The sequence below is a fragment of the Leptolyngbya sp. FACHB-321 genome (assembly GCF_014695975.1).
Taxonomy (GTDB): domain Bacteria; phylum Cyanobacteriota; class Cyanobacteriia; order Leptolyngbyales; family Leptolyngbyaceae; genus Stenomitos.
The window spans coordinates 20,303-36,027 of the sequence record NZ_JACJPI010000068.1 but is presented as its reverse complement, the minus strand read 5'-3'; the positions used below and the strand labels follow the sequence as shown (position 1 = coordinate 36,027).

General features: G+C 47.6%; 15 protein-coding genes and 4 pseudogenes. 10 read left to right on the top strand and 9 right to left on the bottom strand.

Annotated features, from left to right (window positions below):
• Positions 1–188, top strand: a 188-nt coding sequence (locus H6F76_RS30025) for a hypothetical protein (protein WP_206754396.1), incomplete at its 5' end; no start/stop codon positions are given.
• A gap of 306 nt (positions 189–494) precedes the next feature.
• Here H6F76_RS30025 and H6F76_RS18855 read toward each other — a convergent pair.
• The 4 genes and pseudogenes from H6F76_RS18855 to H6F76_RS31545 form a co-directional block, all read right to left on the bottom strand.
• Positions 495–971: a transposase gene (locus H6F76_RS18855; RefSeq protein WP_190510603.1), complete on the bottom strand. Its 477-nt coding sequence runs from the start codon at positions 969–971 to the stop codon at positions 495–497.
• 221 nt (positions 972–1,192) lie between these two features.
• The gene (locus H6F76_RS18850; RefSeq protein WP_190510601.1) at positions 1,193–1,381 is read right to left on the bottom strand and encodes a hypothetical protein; all 189 of its coding nucleotides are present in this window, start codon (positions 1,379–1,381) and stop codon (positions 1,193–1,195) included.
• A gap of 762 nt (positions 1,382–2,143) precedes the next feature.
• Positions 2,144–2,639: pseudogene (locus tag H6F76_RS31550) on the bottom strand (hypothetical protein).
• A gap of 108 nt (positions 2,640–2,747) precedes the next feature.
• Positions 2,748–2,951, bottom strand: a pseudogene (locus tag H6F76_RS31545) (helicase-related protein); the annotation flags it as partial.
• A gap of 848 nt (positions 2,952–3,799) precedes the next feature.
• On the opposite strand from H6F76_RS31545, the gene H6F76_RS18835 reads away from it, so the two are divergent.
• The gene (locus H6F76_RS18835) at positions 3,800–4,108 is read left to right on the top strand and encodes a hypothetical protein (RefSeq protein ID WP_199322206.1); all 309 of its coding nucleotides are present in this window, start codon (positions 3,800–3,802) and stop codon (positions 4,106–4,108) included.
• Positions 4,109–4,361: 253 nt separating this feature from the next.
• Here the strand turns inward: H6F76_RS18835 and H6F76_RS31105 are convergent, their stop codons facing one another.
• A complete protein-coding gene (locus H6F76_RS31105; RefSeq protein ID WP_277881248.1) occupies positions 4,362–4,484 on the bottom strand; it encodes a hypothetical protein in 123 nt (40 codons plus the stop codon).
• Positions 4,485–4,826: 342 nt separating this feature from the next.
• On the opposite strand from H6F76_RS31105, the gene H6F76_RS18825 reads away from it, so the two are divergent.
• The 4 genes from H6F76_RS18825 (at position 4,827) to H6F76_RS18810 (ending at position 7,844) form a co-directional block, all read left to right on the top strand.
• Positions 4,827–5,039 carry a DUF4174 domain-containing protein gene (locus H6F76_RS18825; RefSeq protein WP_190510597.1) on the top strand — a complete coding sequence of 71 codons (213 nt, stop codon included), beginning with the start codon at positions 4,827–4,829 and terminating at the stop codon, positions 5,037–5,039.
• A 23-nt stretch (positions 5,040–5,062) separates the two neighbouring features.
• Positions 5,063–6,301 (top strand): saccharopine dehydrogenase NADP-binding domain-containing protein, encoded by a 1,239-nt coding sequence (locus H6F76_RS18820; RefSeq protein WP_190510595.1) that lies wholly within the window; start codon positions 5,063–5,065, stop codon positions 6,299–6,301.
• 373 nt (positions 6,302–6,674) lie between these two features.
• Positions 6,675–7,388 (top strand): hypothetical protein, encoded by a 714-nt coding sequence (locus H6F76_RS29785; protein ID WP_199322204.1) that lies wholly within the window; start codon positions 6,675–6,677, stop codon positions 7,386–7,388.
• Between the two features lie 3 nt (positions 7,389–7,391).
• Positions 7,392–7,844, top strand: coding sequence for a hypothetical protein (locus H6F76_RS18810; RefSeq protein WP_190510593.1), 453 nt, complete (start codon positions 7,392–7,394; stop codon positions 7,842–7,844).
• Positions 7,845–8,080: 236 nt separating this feature from the next.
• Here H6F76_RS18810 and H6F76_RS18805 read toward each other — a convergent pair whose 3' ends face one another.
• A complete protein-coding gene (locus H6F76_RS18805; protein ID WP_190510592.1) occupies positions 8,081–8,986 on the bottom strand; it encodes a LysR family transcriptional regulator in 906 nt (301 codons plus the stop codon).
• A 111-nt stretch (positions 8,987–9,097) separates the two neighbouring features.
• Between H6F76_RS18805 and ilvD the strand changes: the two genes are divergently transcribed.
• Both ilvD and H6F76_RS18795 read left to right on the top strand, forming a co-directional pair.
• Positions 9,098–10,771: a dihydroxy-acid dehydratase gene (gene ilvD / locus H6F76_RS18800; RefSeq protein WP_190510591.1), complete on the top strand. Its 1,674-nt coding sequence runs from the start codon at positions 9,098–9,100 to the stop codon at positions 10,769–10,771.
• Between the two features lie 256 nt (positions 10,772–11,027).
• Entirely contained in the window at positions 11,028–11,546 is a 519-nt protein-coding gene (locus tag H6F76_RS18795; RefSeq protein WP_190510590.1) for a GrpB family protein, read from the top strand.
• A gap of 122 nt (positions 11,547–11,668) precedes the next feature.
• Here the strand turns inward: H6F76_RS18795 and H6F76_RS31540 are convergent.
• A pseudogene (locus H6F76_RS31540) lies at positions 11,669–11,791 on the bottom strand (GNAT family N-acetyltransferase); the annotation flags it as partial.
• Between the two features lie 603 nt (positions 11,792–12,394).
• On the opposite strand from H6F76_RS31540, the gene H6F76_RS31100 reads away from it, so the two are divergent.
• Together H6F76_RS31100 and H6F76_RS18780 are read left to right on the top strand one after the other, a co-directional pair.
• Positions 12,395–12,529: a hypothetical protein gene (locus H6F76_RS31100; protein WP_277881247.1), complete on the top strand. Its 135-nt coding sequence runs from the start codon at positions 12,395–12,397 to the stop codon at positions 12,527–12,529.
• Between the two features lie 304 nt (positions 12,530–12,833).
• Positions 12,834–13,490, top strand: a pseudogene (locus tag H6F76_RS18780) (IS1 family transposase).
• A 104-nt stretch (positions 13,491–13,594) separates the two neighbouring features.
• On the opposite strand, the gene H6F76_RS18775 reads toward H6F76_RS18780, so the two are convergent.
• Positions 13,595–14,896: a glycosyltransferase gene (locus tag H6F76_RS18775; protein ID WP_190510588.1), complete on the bottom strand. Its 1,302-nt coding sequence runs from the start codon at positions 14,894–14,896 to the stop codon at positions 13,595–13,597.
• A gap of 24 nt (positions 14,897–14,920) precedes the next feature.
• Positions 14,921–15,427, bottom strand: coding sequence for a VOC family protein (locus tag H6F76_RS18770; RefSeq protein WP_190510587.1), 507 nt, complete (start codon positions 15,425–15,427; stop codon positions 14,921–14,923).
• Positions 15,428–15,725: the final 298 nt, after the last annotated feature.

Below are 15,725 nucleotides of genomic sequence, written 5' to 3'. Positions count from 1 at the left end.
GTAAGGTGGTGTCTTCTTCAATGGTTAACTCGATTCGCAACGGAGCAGGCAGCTTGATAGCAAGGATGATGAATGCTCCAACTATTTTATATCTTTCTATGGCGACCTACTTAGTCAATAAAATCCCTACCCTAGATGCCAAAATTAGACGAATTCTTAAGCAAGAATATTCATGGGTCGGGCATTGAAAAACAATGATGTTTGCAGCAACCCAACAATTCAAATGCAGGCGGACGGATAAAAGTCGCTGATGCTAAGTTAAAGTTAATTGCCGCTGCTGAACTTCACCGTTAGACCGCATTGAAATGAAGGTAAGCAGTTGTATTTGGATCGATCGACGACATTGATCGCTCCCCGCCATCTCACCGTCAGCTACTTTAGCGCGTGAGGACATGGATTGCTTTCTCTATCAATCCGCTAGCAACGCAGTTTTCCTGAATGATTGAGGACGGCTATTTACTTTTCAAATTTTAATTACCAGAATGATCGAACATTCAACACAAACCCATGTGTAACAGTTTAACCAGTGTTTCTTTCGTCTTGGGCACAAAGCGACGGATGAACGCTTTCAACTCCCACCACCAATGCTCAATCGGATTGAACTCTGGCGAATACGGCGACAAATACAAGGCTTTCGCACCCACTGCGGCGAGGATAGCGTGCACCCCTTGCACTTTGTGAGCCGGCAGATTGTCCATAACTACCACGGTTCCTGGCCATAGTTGAGGCACCACGTGTTCTTGCAAGAACACCTTAAACTGCTTAACGCTCAGGGAGCGTTTCAACGCTTTGAGTGCCAGCACTTTCGAGTCACTGAGGGCATTGATGACATTGACCCGAGTGCCACGATAGAACGGTTTGATGTCATACACCCGCTCTCCTTTAGGAGCACGTCCCATCAGACGCATCAGACCCAACAGAACTCCCATCTCATCGAGAAAAACCAGGTTATGCGGCTTAATGGCGCTCACTTGCTGCCAGTAGTCGAACCGCTGTTGCTGAGCCTTAGCCGTTTAGGCTTGTTGGCTGCGGGGTGTTTTTTAAAGGCTCAACTCTCGCTGTTGGAGCTATCGGCACATTGTACTTTCCGCCACCACCATCCCTTGATGCTCTAACCATGCCTCACAGTATTGCGCGAGGGTATAGTCGGTATGCACCTGCACCATCGCTTCGAGGCGTTCTTCAAGCCCGACTAATTGACTGACTTTCCCCCCCTTGCAGGCAAGGCTGTGACTGCTCCGGTGCTGCGCTTGAGATCAAGCCATGCTTGCACCGTGTTCTTGCTGACTTCATAACGATAGGCAAGTTGGCGAATCAAGCCATCCTCTTTTTCATAGGCGCGAACGACTCGTTCTCTAAGGTCGGTAGAGTAGGCTGTCATGGTATACCCCTATGTCTCTTCTCGTAATAATTGTCCCATCACGTTGTGGAAAGTGCTGTAGTAGTTCAAGTCTTTTTTCATTTAACCTGTACTGCTCATTGCCCTTGCTAAAAAGATCTTGGCACTCATTACATGATGTCGCTTCTAAAAGCCGTCTATACTGATCGAGCTTATGACTAAACCATTTCTGTACCAAGAAAGCCGTTAAACTGGCTCTTGATAGTGGATCTTGAAGTAACTCAAACAACCCATTATCCACTTGGACATACCTAACAGCTTGTTTAACTTCAGCAAAAGTTTTTAGCTTAACTTTAGACGTAGTAGTTTTTCGACAGCCGCGACTGGGGACGAGCTGCCAGAACTTATTGCCACGCAAATGAAAAAAAGGTCTGGAAATACCCGGGTAATGGTTCTCTGACCTTAGATAGCTTCAAACCTTGAGAAAGGTTGCAACGAGTTCTTCCGATAGATAAATCTGATTCTGCGTGATCGAGTCTTGCTTGATGACTTGCTTGATAAGTTCAATAACTGACAGGAGCAGTATCGGTTTATGAGGTGCGATGCCATGAGCACGATCAACCTGCAATCGCGCAAACTTCGTAAAGTAATAGACTAGTATCTCAAGATCAAGCAATGGCAGGCTTTAGCCAGACAAAACCTTATGATATCTGTGTCTAGCTGTCCTGTGACGCGATTGTTTGCTTACGTTCAAAACTGAACAGAAAGCTTAACTGCTGGCAAAATTTAGTGTCAAAATGCTCATTACCTCACCTGGATTCGGACCCGGTAGCAAAGGATTGCTTTGGGCGTTCTACTTTTCATCGCCCGGAACAAATTTCCCAGCTGTTCTGCAATGCCTTTCAATCCGGGAGTTTTCTTAGCTGCTGTCTTCACGAGTCATAAACGGTCAGGCTACTGGTCATTGCCTCGCTGCCAACTGCCAAGAGCGTATCATCCACTTGTTCTGATAGCTGATTCAACAACATTTCAATTTCCATCAACGATGTCGCTAAGCGGTAGTCATTGGAGAACGCATCTAGATCAAAACTGGCGGGCAAATTATTCCGATTGCTGTGTGCTGCATTGAGACTCGTTTGCATAAATGTGAGTCGCTTGTCTCCATCTTAAACAACCGTTTACGCTCGGTTGTATTCAATGTGATGAGGAATGGTAACTTTTGCTGAATGGTTGCAATTGCCTGACGTACTTCTTTCAAGTCAGCATCCAATAAAACTATGTTGATGTCCTGGTAAGGCATACATGAACTCCTGAAGAATAGACACTAAAAAACAGTCAAAGGTGAAACTCTGACCGTAATATCTCCCAAGGGCAAAAACTATTAACCCCTTATCTATAAGAATCGCTACTTATAGGGGTGCGGTCTCAAAATCCGTTTCCGTCGCTGCACAAACTGCCGAGGGTTGCCGCTGCTTGCTAGAATCATAGCCGTCTCAATCGCTAGGATACCAGCGCCCTCGTTCAGACAACGAATTGCCACCAGTCCTAGCAGTTCCCGCAACTCAAACTGGCGGCACAAAGCTTCTCGTTCTTCTAGTGTTGTTTCAGATGTTGCCCCAAAAGTGTAGAGCGAAGAAACAAGTGTCACAACCGAAGAAATAAATGTCAAAATCGCTTTTTGCCTCAAAGTTCTATTCTGTAAAGCTTTGAGGTTTTTAGTCGCCAATTTTTAGAGAAAACCTAACTGAAAAACTACGTGTCACTTTGTAGGGCTAGCGAAGGAATAAATGACAATTCGTTAGTCATCGCTTGAAGCCTTTGCCCTAAAACGATTTCATCGTTCTTCGGCGAGCGCCGAAGGATTCCATGTCACTTCGTTGGTTTAGAAGCTAAAATCTATACTTATCAACAGTTTCAAGCCTTACCAAGTCTACTGAATGATTACGTATCATTTCGTTGGAGTAGGTTTACTTTCGATAAGAAATAAATGTCATTTTGTGGAACTACTGAAGAAATAAATGTCATTTCGTTGGTTGTTGCTTGAAACTCTTGTCCTGCAAGAGCTTTATCGTTTTCTGCGATAGCCGAAGAATTTCGTATCACTTTGTCAAACTGTAAACTGGAACCTATATACAACAGCAGTTTCAGGGTTTTCCGGCTTAAACGAAGGATTACGTGTCATTTCGTTGGAGCCGTTTTCCTTCACGCTGCGATCGCTTACCAACTACAGGAAAAATTCGCTTAGAGACTATTAAGAGGTTGCTGTGTTCCCAGAAGCAACCCCTATGGGGTCAGTGTAGCTGCACAATGGCTATCCTCCTCAAGATGCTCTCGGTAGAATATAGAGAGATAAACTTGTTGTCCTCGTATGACTGCAACTGTCACCCTGCAACTTCCAGATCCTATCCATCAGCGACTGGTCAATACGGCAATCGCAACGGGCGATTGCTTGAAGAGGTCATGCTCCATGCACTGAAAGTTGGTAGTCCTCCAGATTGGGAGAATGCACCCAATGAGTTTGAGGCAGATTTAGCTGCTCTTGACCGGTTGGAAGATGAGGCTTTATGGAAGGTTGCCACAGGCCACAAGACTAAGGAGGAGATGGCACGGCATTTCGAGTTGTTGGAGTGTAACAAAGAACACACTCTTACCTCAGCAGAACAGGTGGAGTTGGCAGAACTGCGATCGCAGGCGGATCTTTTCATGTTACGAAAAGCCCATGCTGCTGCTCTTTTACATTGGCGTGGTCATTGTGTTCCTCATCTCTAATCGCTTGTGTCTGCCTATATTCCTGAATCTTTAAAGACCCAAATCCGAGAGTGCGATCGTTATCGCTGCTGCTACTGCTTGACTAGCGAAGCTAATAGCGGACTTCCGATGAGCTTTGACCATATTCATCCCCAGTCCAAAGGCGGGAACACTTCCTTTGAAAATGTTTGCTTGGCTTGTCGCTCCTGCAATAAGTACAAATCCGACTTGACCGAAGCTCAAGATCCGCTCACTGGAAAAATCGTGCTCTTGTTTAATCCAAGGGCACAGCAGTGGTCGGAACACTTCGCTTGGAGCCTAGATGCAACACGAGTGGAGGGGCAGACGCAGTCGGACGAGCCACGATCGCTGCATTCCGGGTGAACAATTCGGTCATCGTAGCTGCTCGTTCGCGTTGGGTAATCAGTGGTTGACATCCTCCTACAATTTAGTGAAGGTTCTTTCCTGTCTGCCACCGACAAATCTATACGCTCTACGACAACTCTCATCTGGTACTGCACTTGAACACTCTGGAGAAGCTGAAGCAAGACCCACAGCTACAGAAATTCTTTGCCTGGGTTCACAAGCAAGACCCGAATAAGCGAGTGAAGATAGATAGAAAGCCTTGATCTTTGCTTGCAGCCGTTACAATCAGTTCCAGATTGGCAATCTGTCAGGGGTGAACTGGAGTAATGAGTTTCACGGCTTCAGTTCACCTCACTGCTTAAGGAAAGCTGATTTGCTCGCATTGTTGGGGCAATCGCTCAGTTCAGCATCGGCGGACAGACTGAGACAACAGTTTGGGATTCCTCCTGAGGAGTTTGCAGTGATTCTTGTGGGTAAGGATGGTACGGAGAAGCAACGGAGTCAAACTCCAGTTGATTTAGAGTTGCTGTTCCGCACAATTGATGCGATGCCCATGCGTCAGCAAGAAATGCGTTCTCGACAATAGCCGTTGGCAGGAGTACTGTTGCTATGTCTGATTGGTCTTCTGCCCGTCCTTATAATGTTGTCCTCTACGGTGCCAGTGGCTTTGTCGGTAAGCAAACGGTGCAGTACTTTGCCACTCATGCATCTCCTGAAGGCGTGCGGTGGGCGATCGCTGGGCGTAACCGTCAGAAATTAACAGCCGTTCGAGATGAGATTGGGGTTGAGGTAGAGGTGCTGGTGGCGGATAGCCAGGATCAGCAGGCAATTGATGCGCTCGTCTCTCAAACCTGCGTGATTCTGAACACGGCTGGACCCTTTGCCCTATATGCCAATACCCTGGTCGATGCGTGCGTTCGGTTGAGAACCCACTACGTTGACATTACCGGAGAAACACCCTGGGTCAAAACCTTGATCGAGCGCTACCATGCTCAGGCAGCTACTGATGGCACCCGCATCATCCCCTGTTGTGGCTTTGATTCGGTGCCATCGGATCTGGGAACGTATCTGGTTGTGCGTCACCTGCAACGAGAATTGGGTGTGCCCTGCCAGGCGGTCAATGCTTATTTTCAAGCGTTCGGCGGGTTCAACGGTGGCACCCTGGCATCCGCAGTCAATCTTTACGACTCGCCAAGGGCAACCCAAATGAATCATCCCTTTTTCCTCAATCCCTCTGCCTCCCACTCTCAAGCCGAAGTTGACCGCAACCGTGACCCGCAAATGCCGTCCTTTGATCCAAATCTCAATACCTGGGTTGCACCCTTTTTCATGGGAGTCGTGAACACTCGCATTGTCCGCCGCAGCAGTGCTTTATATGCGGAATGGCAGGAACCCTATGGACCGGACTTCACCTATCAGGAATATCTCAAGTTTGATGAGCCACTGGCATGGCTAAAGGCAACCGGTGTAACAGCAGGTCTGGCACTGTTCATGGGAGTTCTACAACAGCCTCAGACGCGATCGCTGCTACAGCCCATCCTACCGAAACCGGGCGAGGGACCTTCGGAGCAAACGATGAACGAAGGTTGGTTTGCCTGTGCCTTGGTTAGCACTGCGATAGACGGGCGTCAGGTACGAGGACTCGTTCGAGATCAGGGCGATCCGGGCAACCGGGCAACGGTCAAATTTGTGTGTGAAGCTGCTTTGAGTCTGGCTCTGCAAACGAATGAGTTGCCCGGTGGGCAAGCACGGGGAGGTATTCTTACACCAGCAACCGGATTGGGGAATGTCCTAGCAGAACGCTTACGTCGGGCTGGGATGACGCTAGAGGTGAACTCATCGTTATAACGAGGCTAGGAAAGCGCCTGGGTTTTCCTTAAGGTGGTTGCAGTGAGCGTCCTTTGGACTGATTGGCTCATCTAACAGTACGGCACCGGGATACGATCGCTCGACGGCAAGCGATCGCGTGAAAGACGGGGCACTGGAGACATTGCAATGATTCTAGTGGGGATGCCCTATTCCTGGTTGGGATACTTCGGCTCAATCTATGGTGCTGACAATCGAACCAACCCTTCTAAAGAAAGTTGGGCAAGATTGGGTCAACCCTGACCAGATAGAATTACAACCCTGTATAAAAAACAACTAGCGAACGAGCAATGGCAAGCCGCACATAATAAATGTAAAATTTGGTTTAGGCACTAGTTTGGGAGCGATGCTAGTTATGCGAGTACCCATCGGCAAACTAATCGTTAGCCTTGGCGCTATCCTAGCAGTGGGAACGCTACCAGCCCAAGCACAGGTTTCAGAACGTCAAGTAGCAGCCTTGGTCGAAGCACTTCGTCAAGCAGCCCCTCAAACGGAGCGTGCCAAGGACGGTCTTTATAGTGACTGGCAGATTATGCCCGGCAACATTCCCCGGTGGTCAAAGTCATGCATTGGTCGAGAGTCTTCACCGACTGAATTTGAGGCTAGCCCAGCAGTGGCGCGTTCGGTTGTAACGTGCGTGGTACGGGATGTACTGAAAGAGGCGTACAGCGCTAGCGGTAACAATGAAATGCTAGCGGTGCGACGAACCGCTGCCTGGTGGATGCGGGGTGACCCGTCTCAGTACAACAGTGCTGCAATTGCAGAGTACATTCAGAAGGTTGTGACTGTCTATGAGGGGCAGCGAGGGACAGCGGCGGTAGCACCTCAAGCCGCCCCACCCTCGGTACAACGATCGTCCCAGTCATCGGAGTTCGATCGCTATATGACAGCAGGGTATGCAGCCACCCAGAAACGCGATTATGAAACCGCACTGCTCTATTTTCAGCGGGCCTTGGACGAACGCCCCACTAGTTCCTATGCTCAGCAAGCCATCAAAAATGTTGAGCAGTACCGCACGGGCACTTCTAAAGATGCCTCTGGTAGTCAATCTCAGCCTAATCCTCAGTAGCTTATGAAAACTTTGCTTGTTGCTTTGGTCGCGATCATTCCTGTTGTCAGCGCTTCTGGTGCGTTAGCTCAAGCGAGTCAAGCAGACTGGGTCGAGGTGACGCGCAATGCTGTGGGCGATCGTTTCCTGGTAGAGCGTAACTCCATCAAATTTAAGGATGGCGCTGTTTGGTATTGGGAACATCGCGATTTTCCGCAACCGAACAATGCCTTGATCGAGGTTGAGCTGAAGCAACCAGTTTATAGTGCCATGTTGTATCGCTCTGCCGATTGTGCTGGCGGTGTTTCTCGGCTGCGGCAAATTATTGTTCGCGACAAGAGTCAGCAGGCGCTTCAGCGCCTTAACTATGGTGCTACTGGTCAGTTGACACAACCGCAGCCAGGCAGTAGTGCAGCCGCCGTCTTGCGCTTTGTCTGTAAGCAACCCCAGGCAGCACCAACGGCATCCCAACAATGACCCTACAGTATAGCCCAAAATGACGGATGATTCATGATGATGAAGCATTCTCATGCTGCTGCTTGCGCCAGCAAACCTGGGTATAGTGCTTCTCCACCAAAGGCCATTCGAGGTTGTGCAATAGATCCACTCATCTATTCATCAATTGAGTTGATGATCTTAATTTACTTCAAGTCAAGCCAGACTAGATGATAGAGATAAACAAAGGAGTTTATTTCGCTATCGGCGTAAAGCCTTTAAGCAGGCTGGGGACTTCTCTCTTTCATGTACTGTTTGACAGCCAACAAAAATTTGCGTAGAACGGGCGTAACGTTGTCCGACCGCCAAGCGATCGCTATTTCAACTTGTGGTGTTGCCCCTGCTAGTGGCTTGTAGACAACCCCTGCTCGTTGCAAATTTTGGAGTGAAGCCGGAACGAGTGCAACTCCCATGTTCGCTGAAACTAAGCCAATAATCGTTTGCATTTGAACTGCCTCTTGCACCACTTTTGGACTAAAGTTTGCCTGCTGACAAAAACTCACAATTTGATCATAAAAACCCGAACCAAGATGGCGTGGAAACAGAATAAAAAACTCATCGACAAGTGAGTCAATGGGAATGGTCGTTTCACAGGCAAGTGGATGCACCTCAGGTAACGCAACCACCAATGATTCCTGCAAAATTGACTCCAATTCCAGGTTTTCATTCTTGAGGGGTGGATGACAAAAACCAACTTCAATTTGATGATTTTGTAATGCTTCTTCCTGTTGGGTTGTGGTTAATTCCCGCAATACAAGGTTCACATTTGGGAATTGTTGCTGATATTGAGACAGAATGGCGGGCAGAATGTCGTAAACAACGGTACTGGTAAAGCCAACAACGAGAGTTCCAGTTTCACCTCTGCCTGCTCTTTGAGTATCGCTGGTTGCCTGTTCTACCTGCGCCAAAATGCGGTAAGTCGCCTGCAACAACACTTGTCCTGCTTCGGTTAACTGCACCTGTCGCTTTGTGCGGCGGTCAAACAGTTCGACTCCTAACTCTACTTCTAGTTGCTTAATCTGTTGACTGAGCGGCGGTTGAGCGATATGCAACCGTTCGGCAGCCCGATTAAAGTGCAATTCTTCAGCAACTGCCACAAAATAGCGTAGGTGACGTAGTTCCATTTTTGATATGTTTCTCGTCTCAAATCTCTCAAATCATATATTGGACATACCTGAAAACGCTTCCTATACTCCAAGAATAATCAAGCATGAGCCTTCAAAGGGAGCGAAAAGATGTCAAAGAATTTGAGAAGCCAGAAAATTACACAGGGTTTGCAACGATCGCCCAACCGCGCACTTCTCCGTGCCGTTGGCTTCAAAGATGCCGACTTCACTAAACCCATTGTGGGAATTGCCAGTGCTCACAGTACCATCACCCCTTGCAACATGGGCATTGCACCCTTAGCCACAGAAGCCGAAGCAGGCATTCGAGCAGCGGGTGGAATGCCTCAATTGTTTGGCACCATCACCGTTAGCGATGGTATTTCGATGGGCACAGAGGGGATGAAATACTCGCTGGTCTCCCGTGATGTGATTGCAGACTCGATCGAAACGGCTTGCAATGCTCAAAGTATGGATGGGGTGCTGGCAATCGGCGGTTGTGACAAAAATATGCCCGGTGCGATGATTGCGATGGCACGAATGAATATTCCAGCAATTTTTGTCTACGGTGGCACGATTAAACCAGGACACCTAAACGGGCAAGATTTAACTTTAGTGAGTTCTTTTGAAGCCGTTGGACAGTACAGCGCAGGCAGAATTGATGAGGCGATGCTGTATGCGGTCGAACGCAATGCCTGTCCGGGCGCGGGTTCTTGCGGCGGAATGTTCACGGCAAATACGATGTCGGCTGCTTTTGAAGCGATGGGCATGAGTTTGATGTATTCGTCTACGATGTCCACGATCGATCTAGAGAAGGCAGAAAACACAGCACTGGCGGGGAAAGTTTTAGTCGAAGCGATTCGTAAACAGATTTTGCCGCGAGACATTATTACGCGGAAATCGATCGAGAATGCTATTTCAGTTGTAATGGCAGTAGGTGGCTCGACCAATGCAGTATTGCATTTTTTAGCGATCGCCCATACTGCTGAAGTACCGTTTACGATTGATGATTTTGAAACCATTCGCGAGCGAGTGCCGGTGCTGTGTGACCTCAAACCATCAGGGCGTTATGTGGCGACTGATCTCCATGCCGCTGGTGGAATGCCCCAAGTGATGAAAATGCTGCTGACACACGGTTTATTGCATGGTGATTGCTTAACGATTACAGGAGACACGATCGCAGAACGTCTGAAAGACATTCCCGAAGCACCCCCTGCCAACCAGGATGTCATTCGTCCCTGGAGTAATCCCATCTATGCTCAAGGACACCTGGCCATTCTTAAAGGTAATCTGGCAACAGAAGGAGCCGTTGCGAAAATTACGGGCGTTAAAAAGCCCCAAATGACAGGAACCGCACGAGTATTTGAATCTGAGGAAGACTGTTTAGCCGCCATTCTTGCACGCAAGATCAGTGCAGGCGATATCCTTGTGATTCGCTATGAAGGACCTAAAGGGGGACCCGGAATGCGAGAAATGTTGGCTCCAACTTCAGCAATCATTGGTGCGGGTCTAGGTGACACCGTTGGACTGATTACCGATGGGCGTTTTTCGGGTGGGACGTATGGCATGGTTGTTGGTCACATTGCACCGGAGGCCTTTGTCGGTGGAACGATCGCGTTGGTGCAGGAAGGTGACAAAATTACTATTGATGCTCCGGGGCGATCGCTCCACCTACACGTGTCGGAGACGGAACTTGAACAGCGTCGTGTTACCTGGAAACCACCAGTACCGCGTTATACACGAGGCGTCCTGGCAAAATATGCCAGATTAGTTTCTACAAGTAGTTTAGGTGCGGTGACCGATTGAGTCCAGGTAACTGCTGGAGTGTTAAGGGAACTATCATTGCTGCTCTTTTGGGTGATTTCGGGTTATGGAAAACTCCAACATTTCTTAAGCCAAAATATAGCAGTTCTAAATCAGTTGTGAGATTGAGAAGCTTTGTGAGAAAGGATTCCAGTGGAATTATTTCTCACAATCCAGATAGGATCGCTATAGATGGCTTACTTATCCTGCCTAGTCAGTCCTAAGGTTAGGATAATAGTTTCGTTGAGTTAACGAAACTATGAATGTAGAAGTTGTCCCGCCTGATCCTGCATGGCAGGAAGAGTTTCACAAAGAGTCTAGGCAACTCGCATGGGTAATGGGAGAAAACATTGTTGCCATCCATCACATAGGCAGCACTGCAATTCCAGGCATTTACGCCAAACCTGTCATTGATTTTTTAATTGAAGTCAAAAGCACTATCATGACTGATGAACAGAACGAGGCAATGGCAACAATTGGATACGAAGCAATGGGCGAATTTGGGCTTGCTGGTCGGCGTTACTTTCGGAAAAATTGTTCACCTGAGGTTAGAACCCACAATGCTCACACGTATGAATTGGGCTCGTTTGAAATCATTCGCCATTTAGCTTTTCGTGACTACATGATTGCCCATCCTAATGATGCTCAACAATACAGTAAATTGAAACGGCAGTTAGCAAAGCAGTATTCTCACGATATGGAAGGCTATATGGATGGCAAAGATAAATTTGTCAAAATAATGGAGCAAAAAGCACTGCTTTGGCAAGCAATGACTTGACGTAACGTTTAGAAACGATGATGGAGCGATTTCTCCAACTGGGAGCGATCGAAGTTTCCATCGTTTGATCTACAGTGGTGGCTGACAAAATGATTTAAAGCCAAGCGTAATCAGCCTGCATCTTATAGCTTCTTGAAATAACGGGCGATCGGTAATAGTCTGAAACCGAGTTTTTCATAGGTATGTCGGGCGGGCGCATGACCTGGATCACCACCAGTTTCGACCATTGCAATCGACATTTGTGAATAGCTAAAAAATATGGCACAATTCGCAAATGGGTGGCACAGTCCTCCAAAGCCTGAAACCATTTATCTAAAGAGCTTTCAGCGTTTTTATCTCTTTTACCTCTCACTGCTCAGGTTTTGCAAATTGGTGGCACAAATTTATTGCCTTTTAGAAGAAAAACGTTTTTGGCAAAAAATCTTATGTTTAAGCGTTCGTAAATCAGTGGCGCAAAATTTGCGATCACTCAGAACATTGCTGGGAGAAGATTTGACACTACTACACTCTAAACCTGAAGCAAGTTTCCATCAAATTTTGATAATTCGCAGAAATTGCTCTGTTAAAATGCTATCAAATTGGTGGCACAAATTTTAATCGCCTTAATCCTCTACTAAGCCTGACTTTCCACCTTTTAACTTAGGAGCAAGTCTGCTTTAAACAGACTTGCTGGGCTTTCCTAGAGATGACATAAGCAGCTGGGTGTATTAAAGATAGTTTTGGAAGTGGAGGGGGTTCCATCCCCTGTCTGGGAGCATAGCCCTACTCCCCCTTCTTACAATTAATCTGAACTACCGACTTACTGAGCTAGAGTACTTTAGCGGGCTGCTTGGCTCCAAGCTTTCTGCATGACAGCCTCGACGTACTCCGCTTTGCTCATAGTGTATGCTTCTCGATCGATGATCCATCACCTGAGTGGCTTTGGTGATGGCTGCCGTGGCGACCTGTTGGGCAGTCTGATTATAAGCATTGACCTGAAGTAATCGCGAATGGCTTGCTGATAGCGGTGTAGAGTGCGCAGTGGAGCAAGCGGAGAAACCTGAGCGGGTAACTTTAACCAATGGCGGAGGTGGCTAATCGCTGGAGCGGGAATGAATGCTGAAGGTGGGAAATAACCTAAACGTTGAAAGGCTTTGAAGAGGATCAGTAAGCGGAATAAGCCAGCTTTGCTAGCAACCTGAGCTTGAGCAAAGGCTACTTCTTCGGTGGTGGGAGTGTATAGTTCATCGCTATGATCAGACGAACTCTGGCGTTGCAGAATAGAGGGATGAACTGAGGTTAATCCTGATGCAATGTCCTGAATGCAACTCGACTCATATTCGTAAAAATGGCAAGCGAAGAGGCAAGCAAAATCACATCTGCGTGGATTGCCGCCGTCAATGCCTGGATCACTATGCGCCACTGCCCCACTCTAGCGATGATGTGAAGCGAGAGTGCTTGAAGATGTCGGTCAATGGCATGGGCTTTCAAGCCATTGACCAAGTCAAAGGGGTCATCACATTACGGTCATCTCCTGGCTCAAGCAAGTCGGAGTACACTTCTCGGGCAGTGATGCTCTAGATGCCGTTCCTGAAGTTAGAGCACTCGATGCACTCGAAACGTTTGTCGGCTCGAAAAAACAAAATCTGGCTCTGGACAGCCGTTGATCACTTCCGACCCGGAATTCCAGGGTGGGAGTTAGGAGACCACAGCAGCAAGACTTTTGCACCCTTATGGGCAAGCGTGGCAACGTGGCAATATTACTTCTACGTCACTGATGGTTGGTCGGTCTACCCAGAGTTCATTCCTGATGGAGACCAGATGATCAGCAAGACGTACATGACGCGGGTTGAGGGGGAAAACACACGACTGCGGCACTATCTAGCGCGGTTGCAGCGCAAGACGTTGTGTTATTCCAAAGCCGAGGACATGCTGAGACATGCGGTTCGATTGTTATTGCACTAGCTCAAATTCTCGGATGTCCCAGTTCCAACCTAATTCATCCTGCCATTCAGCAAGGCCCGAATTCTTTCTTTGCTGATGAATTTGAGTCTGCATGAGTTCACTCATCATGTATTCAGTACAGGTCGCTTTATCTCTGCTAATCGCTCGATCAAATTTGCCGCGATCGCAGGCGCATTATACTGTTGCATTTGGGTTTGCAACTGCTTAACGCGAGTACGATAGCTAGAATCTACCAGCAGTGTTTTAACAGCCTTCTGAATCTGTGCAGGAGTGGGCGTTCCAGTTCTCAAATTAATGCCTACTTGCGCCCATTCCACCCGTGCAGCAATCTCTGGTTTCTCTTCAGTTTGCCCTGCTACAACGAGAGGAACGCCATGCGCCAGGGCTATTTGCACCCCATTGTAGCCGCCATTCGTTATCATCACATCTACATGCGGCAACAACTGAGCATGGGGTATGAATGGTTCAATTCTGACATGGGCAGGCAGTAACGGAAGGTTGAGTGTGTCGGTTGCGGCTCCACCAGTCGTTGCAACCACAAGGACATCCTCAGTTTCTAGCGCACGTAACGCTGGCACCAGCAAATCGTTTAAATTTGTGGCGATCGTGCCCTGAGTGACGTGAATGACAGGTCGATTGCCGTTCAGTTCATCCCACCAGTGGGGAGGCGTGAACTCTGCGGTTGGTTGCGATAGCAAAGGTCCAATGAAGTGAACTTGCGGTGGTAAATCACTACGGGGATATTCAAACTCTGGAATGCAGGGACACAGGTAGAGAAAAGGAGACATGCGATCAAAGAAATAAACGGGGCTAGGAGGCAGCCCTACCTGCGATCGCACATTGTTGGTGTAAGCTCTTAGTGGCCGCAGCACTGTTTGTTGAAAGAACCACCTTAAACCATGATTTCGCAGCCATCTAAATAAAGTGTTGCTAGGCTGCAACCCCAAACCAAAGGGAGCTGTATCGCAGCTACTCAAGGCTAAAGCCGATGAATCAAACTCTGCCCAGGGTAGCTGTTTTTGTTCTGCTACCCATGCCATTCCTAGAAACATGGAATCGGCAATCAAAACATCGGCTGGAAACTCATACAGAAGGTCTAAAAGATCCTTAACTTGCCCCGCAGCCGGATCGATGAAAAAATTCTTTAGATCAAATTTTAGCCGTTCCACGCCTTCAATCCCGTCACGTTGCTTCATTACGGATTCAGGAACATTCTTTAAATCTGAATAGTCGAGCCAGCTCCGAATGGGTGCAAATTTTGCTCCCGTTTGCTCAACGGTGGTTTGAAACGCTTGTCCAGTGTACCAACACACCTCATGTCCCCGTTTGATTAATTCACGCACCACTGGTACAGCCGGACTGACATGCCCAATGACCGGAATTGTTCCAAGTAGAAAACGAGCCATATTTTTTCTCTCCAATTTCTAGATTTATGATATGAGATTACTTGATTCACAGACATTGGCTGCAAACTCCAGCAAGATTCCGTTGGGGTCAAAGAAATAGAATGACGCGGTCGCTGAGGGATTGTCAGATTCAGACTGTTGACCAAAGCGATCGGCTTTTTGATGCAGCACTGGAGTGACAAAAATATCCTTTGTCTCAAGCTGGTTTCGGTACTCTTCGAGTGCTTCTAACGGCACCGTGAACGCCAAATGATGCATCGATGCATGAGCAGTGGTAATATTCCCTGTTTGCCACGCATCCGGTTTCACAGAAGCAATGCCTGGTGCGGTTTGAGGCGCGTTGGGAAACCAGAAAAATGCTATTTCAATACCGTGACTCATTTCAAATGAATAGTGCTTGCCCCCATCTGATAAGGTGTGAACTCTGGTTAAGTTAAACCCCATAATGTTGGTGTAAAAATCGATCGTTCGATCAATGTCTTTACAGACCAGGGCAATGTGATGGATTTCTCGTACTTGAAATGGTATCATTTCGCTCCTAAAGTTGATGATTTAAGAAGTAGCTAAGCGACCCTATTTACTTTTTGGAAGTTCTGCTGGGTTGGCTTTCAGCGGTTAGCTCTCAGCTTTCAGCTCTCACGTCTAAGCTGGCGGCTGATGGCTAGGCGCTAAACCACTGCAGTCGTTTCCTAATGATTAGGACTTCTACAGCAGTAACTAAACAAAGGTCTTTTGAGATGGAAAACGTGAAACACTCTAGTTGAAAGCGTACTGGGAGATTGCCCTCTATAAGCTGATTTGCGGTTGAAAAGCAGAATAGTTTAGCGGT

What these genes read in the sequence shown, in the direction of transcription:
- H6F76_RS18850 (WP_190510601.1), bottom strand. Translation starts at nt 1,381, where the DNA reads ATGACAGCCTACTCTACCGACCTTAGAGAACGAGTCGTTCGCGCCTAT.
- H6F76_RS18835 (WP_199322206.1), top strand. Translation starts at nt 3,800, where the DNA reads ATGCTCCATGCACTGAAAGTTGGTAGTCCTCCAGATTGGGAGAATGCA.
- H6F76_RS31105 (WP_277881248.1), bottom strand. Translation starts at nt 4,484, where the DNA reads ATGACCGAATTGTTCACCCGGAATGCAGCGATCGTGGCTCGTCCGACT.
- H6F76_RS18820 (WP_190510595.1), top strand. Translation starts at nt 5,063, where the DNA reads ATGTCTGATTGGTCTTCTGCCCGTCCTTATAATGTTGTCCTCTACGGT.
- H6F76_RS29785 (WP_199322204.1), top strand. Translation starts at nt 6,675, where the DNA reads ATGCGAGTACCCATCGGCAAACTAATCGTTAGCCTTGGCGCTATCCTA.
- H6F76_RS18810 (WP_190510593.1), top strand. Translation starts at nt 7,392, where the DNA reads ATGAAAACTTTGCTTGTTGCTTTGGTCGCGATCATTCCTGTTGTCAGC.
- H6F76_RS18805 (WP_190510592.1), bottom strand. Translation starts at nt 8,986, where the DNA reads ATGGAACTACGTCACCTACGCTATTTTGTGGCAGTTGCTGAAGAATTG.
- ilvD (WP_190510591.1), top strand. Translation starts at nt 9,098, where the DNA reads ATGTCAAAGAATTTGAGAAGCCAGAAAATTACACAGGGTTTGCAACGA.
- H6F76_RS18795 (WP_190510590.1), top strand. Translation starts at nt 11,028, where the DNA reads ATGAATGTAGAAGTTGTCCCGCCTGATCCTGCATGGCAGGAAGAGTTT.
- H6F76_RS31100 (WP_277881247.1), top strand. Translation starts at nt 12,395, where the DNA reads ATGACAGCCTCGACGTACTCCGCTTTGCTCATAGTGTATGCTTCTCGA.
- H6F76_RS18775 (WP_190510588.1), bottom strand. Translation starts at nt 14,896, where the DNA reads ATGGCTCGTTTTCTACTTGGAACAATTCCGGTCATTGGGCATGTCAGT.
- H6F76_RS18770 (WP_190510587.1), bottom strand. Translation starts at nt 15,427, where the DNA reads ATGATACCATTTCAAGTACGAGAAATCCATCACATTGCCCTGGTCTGT.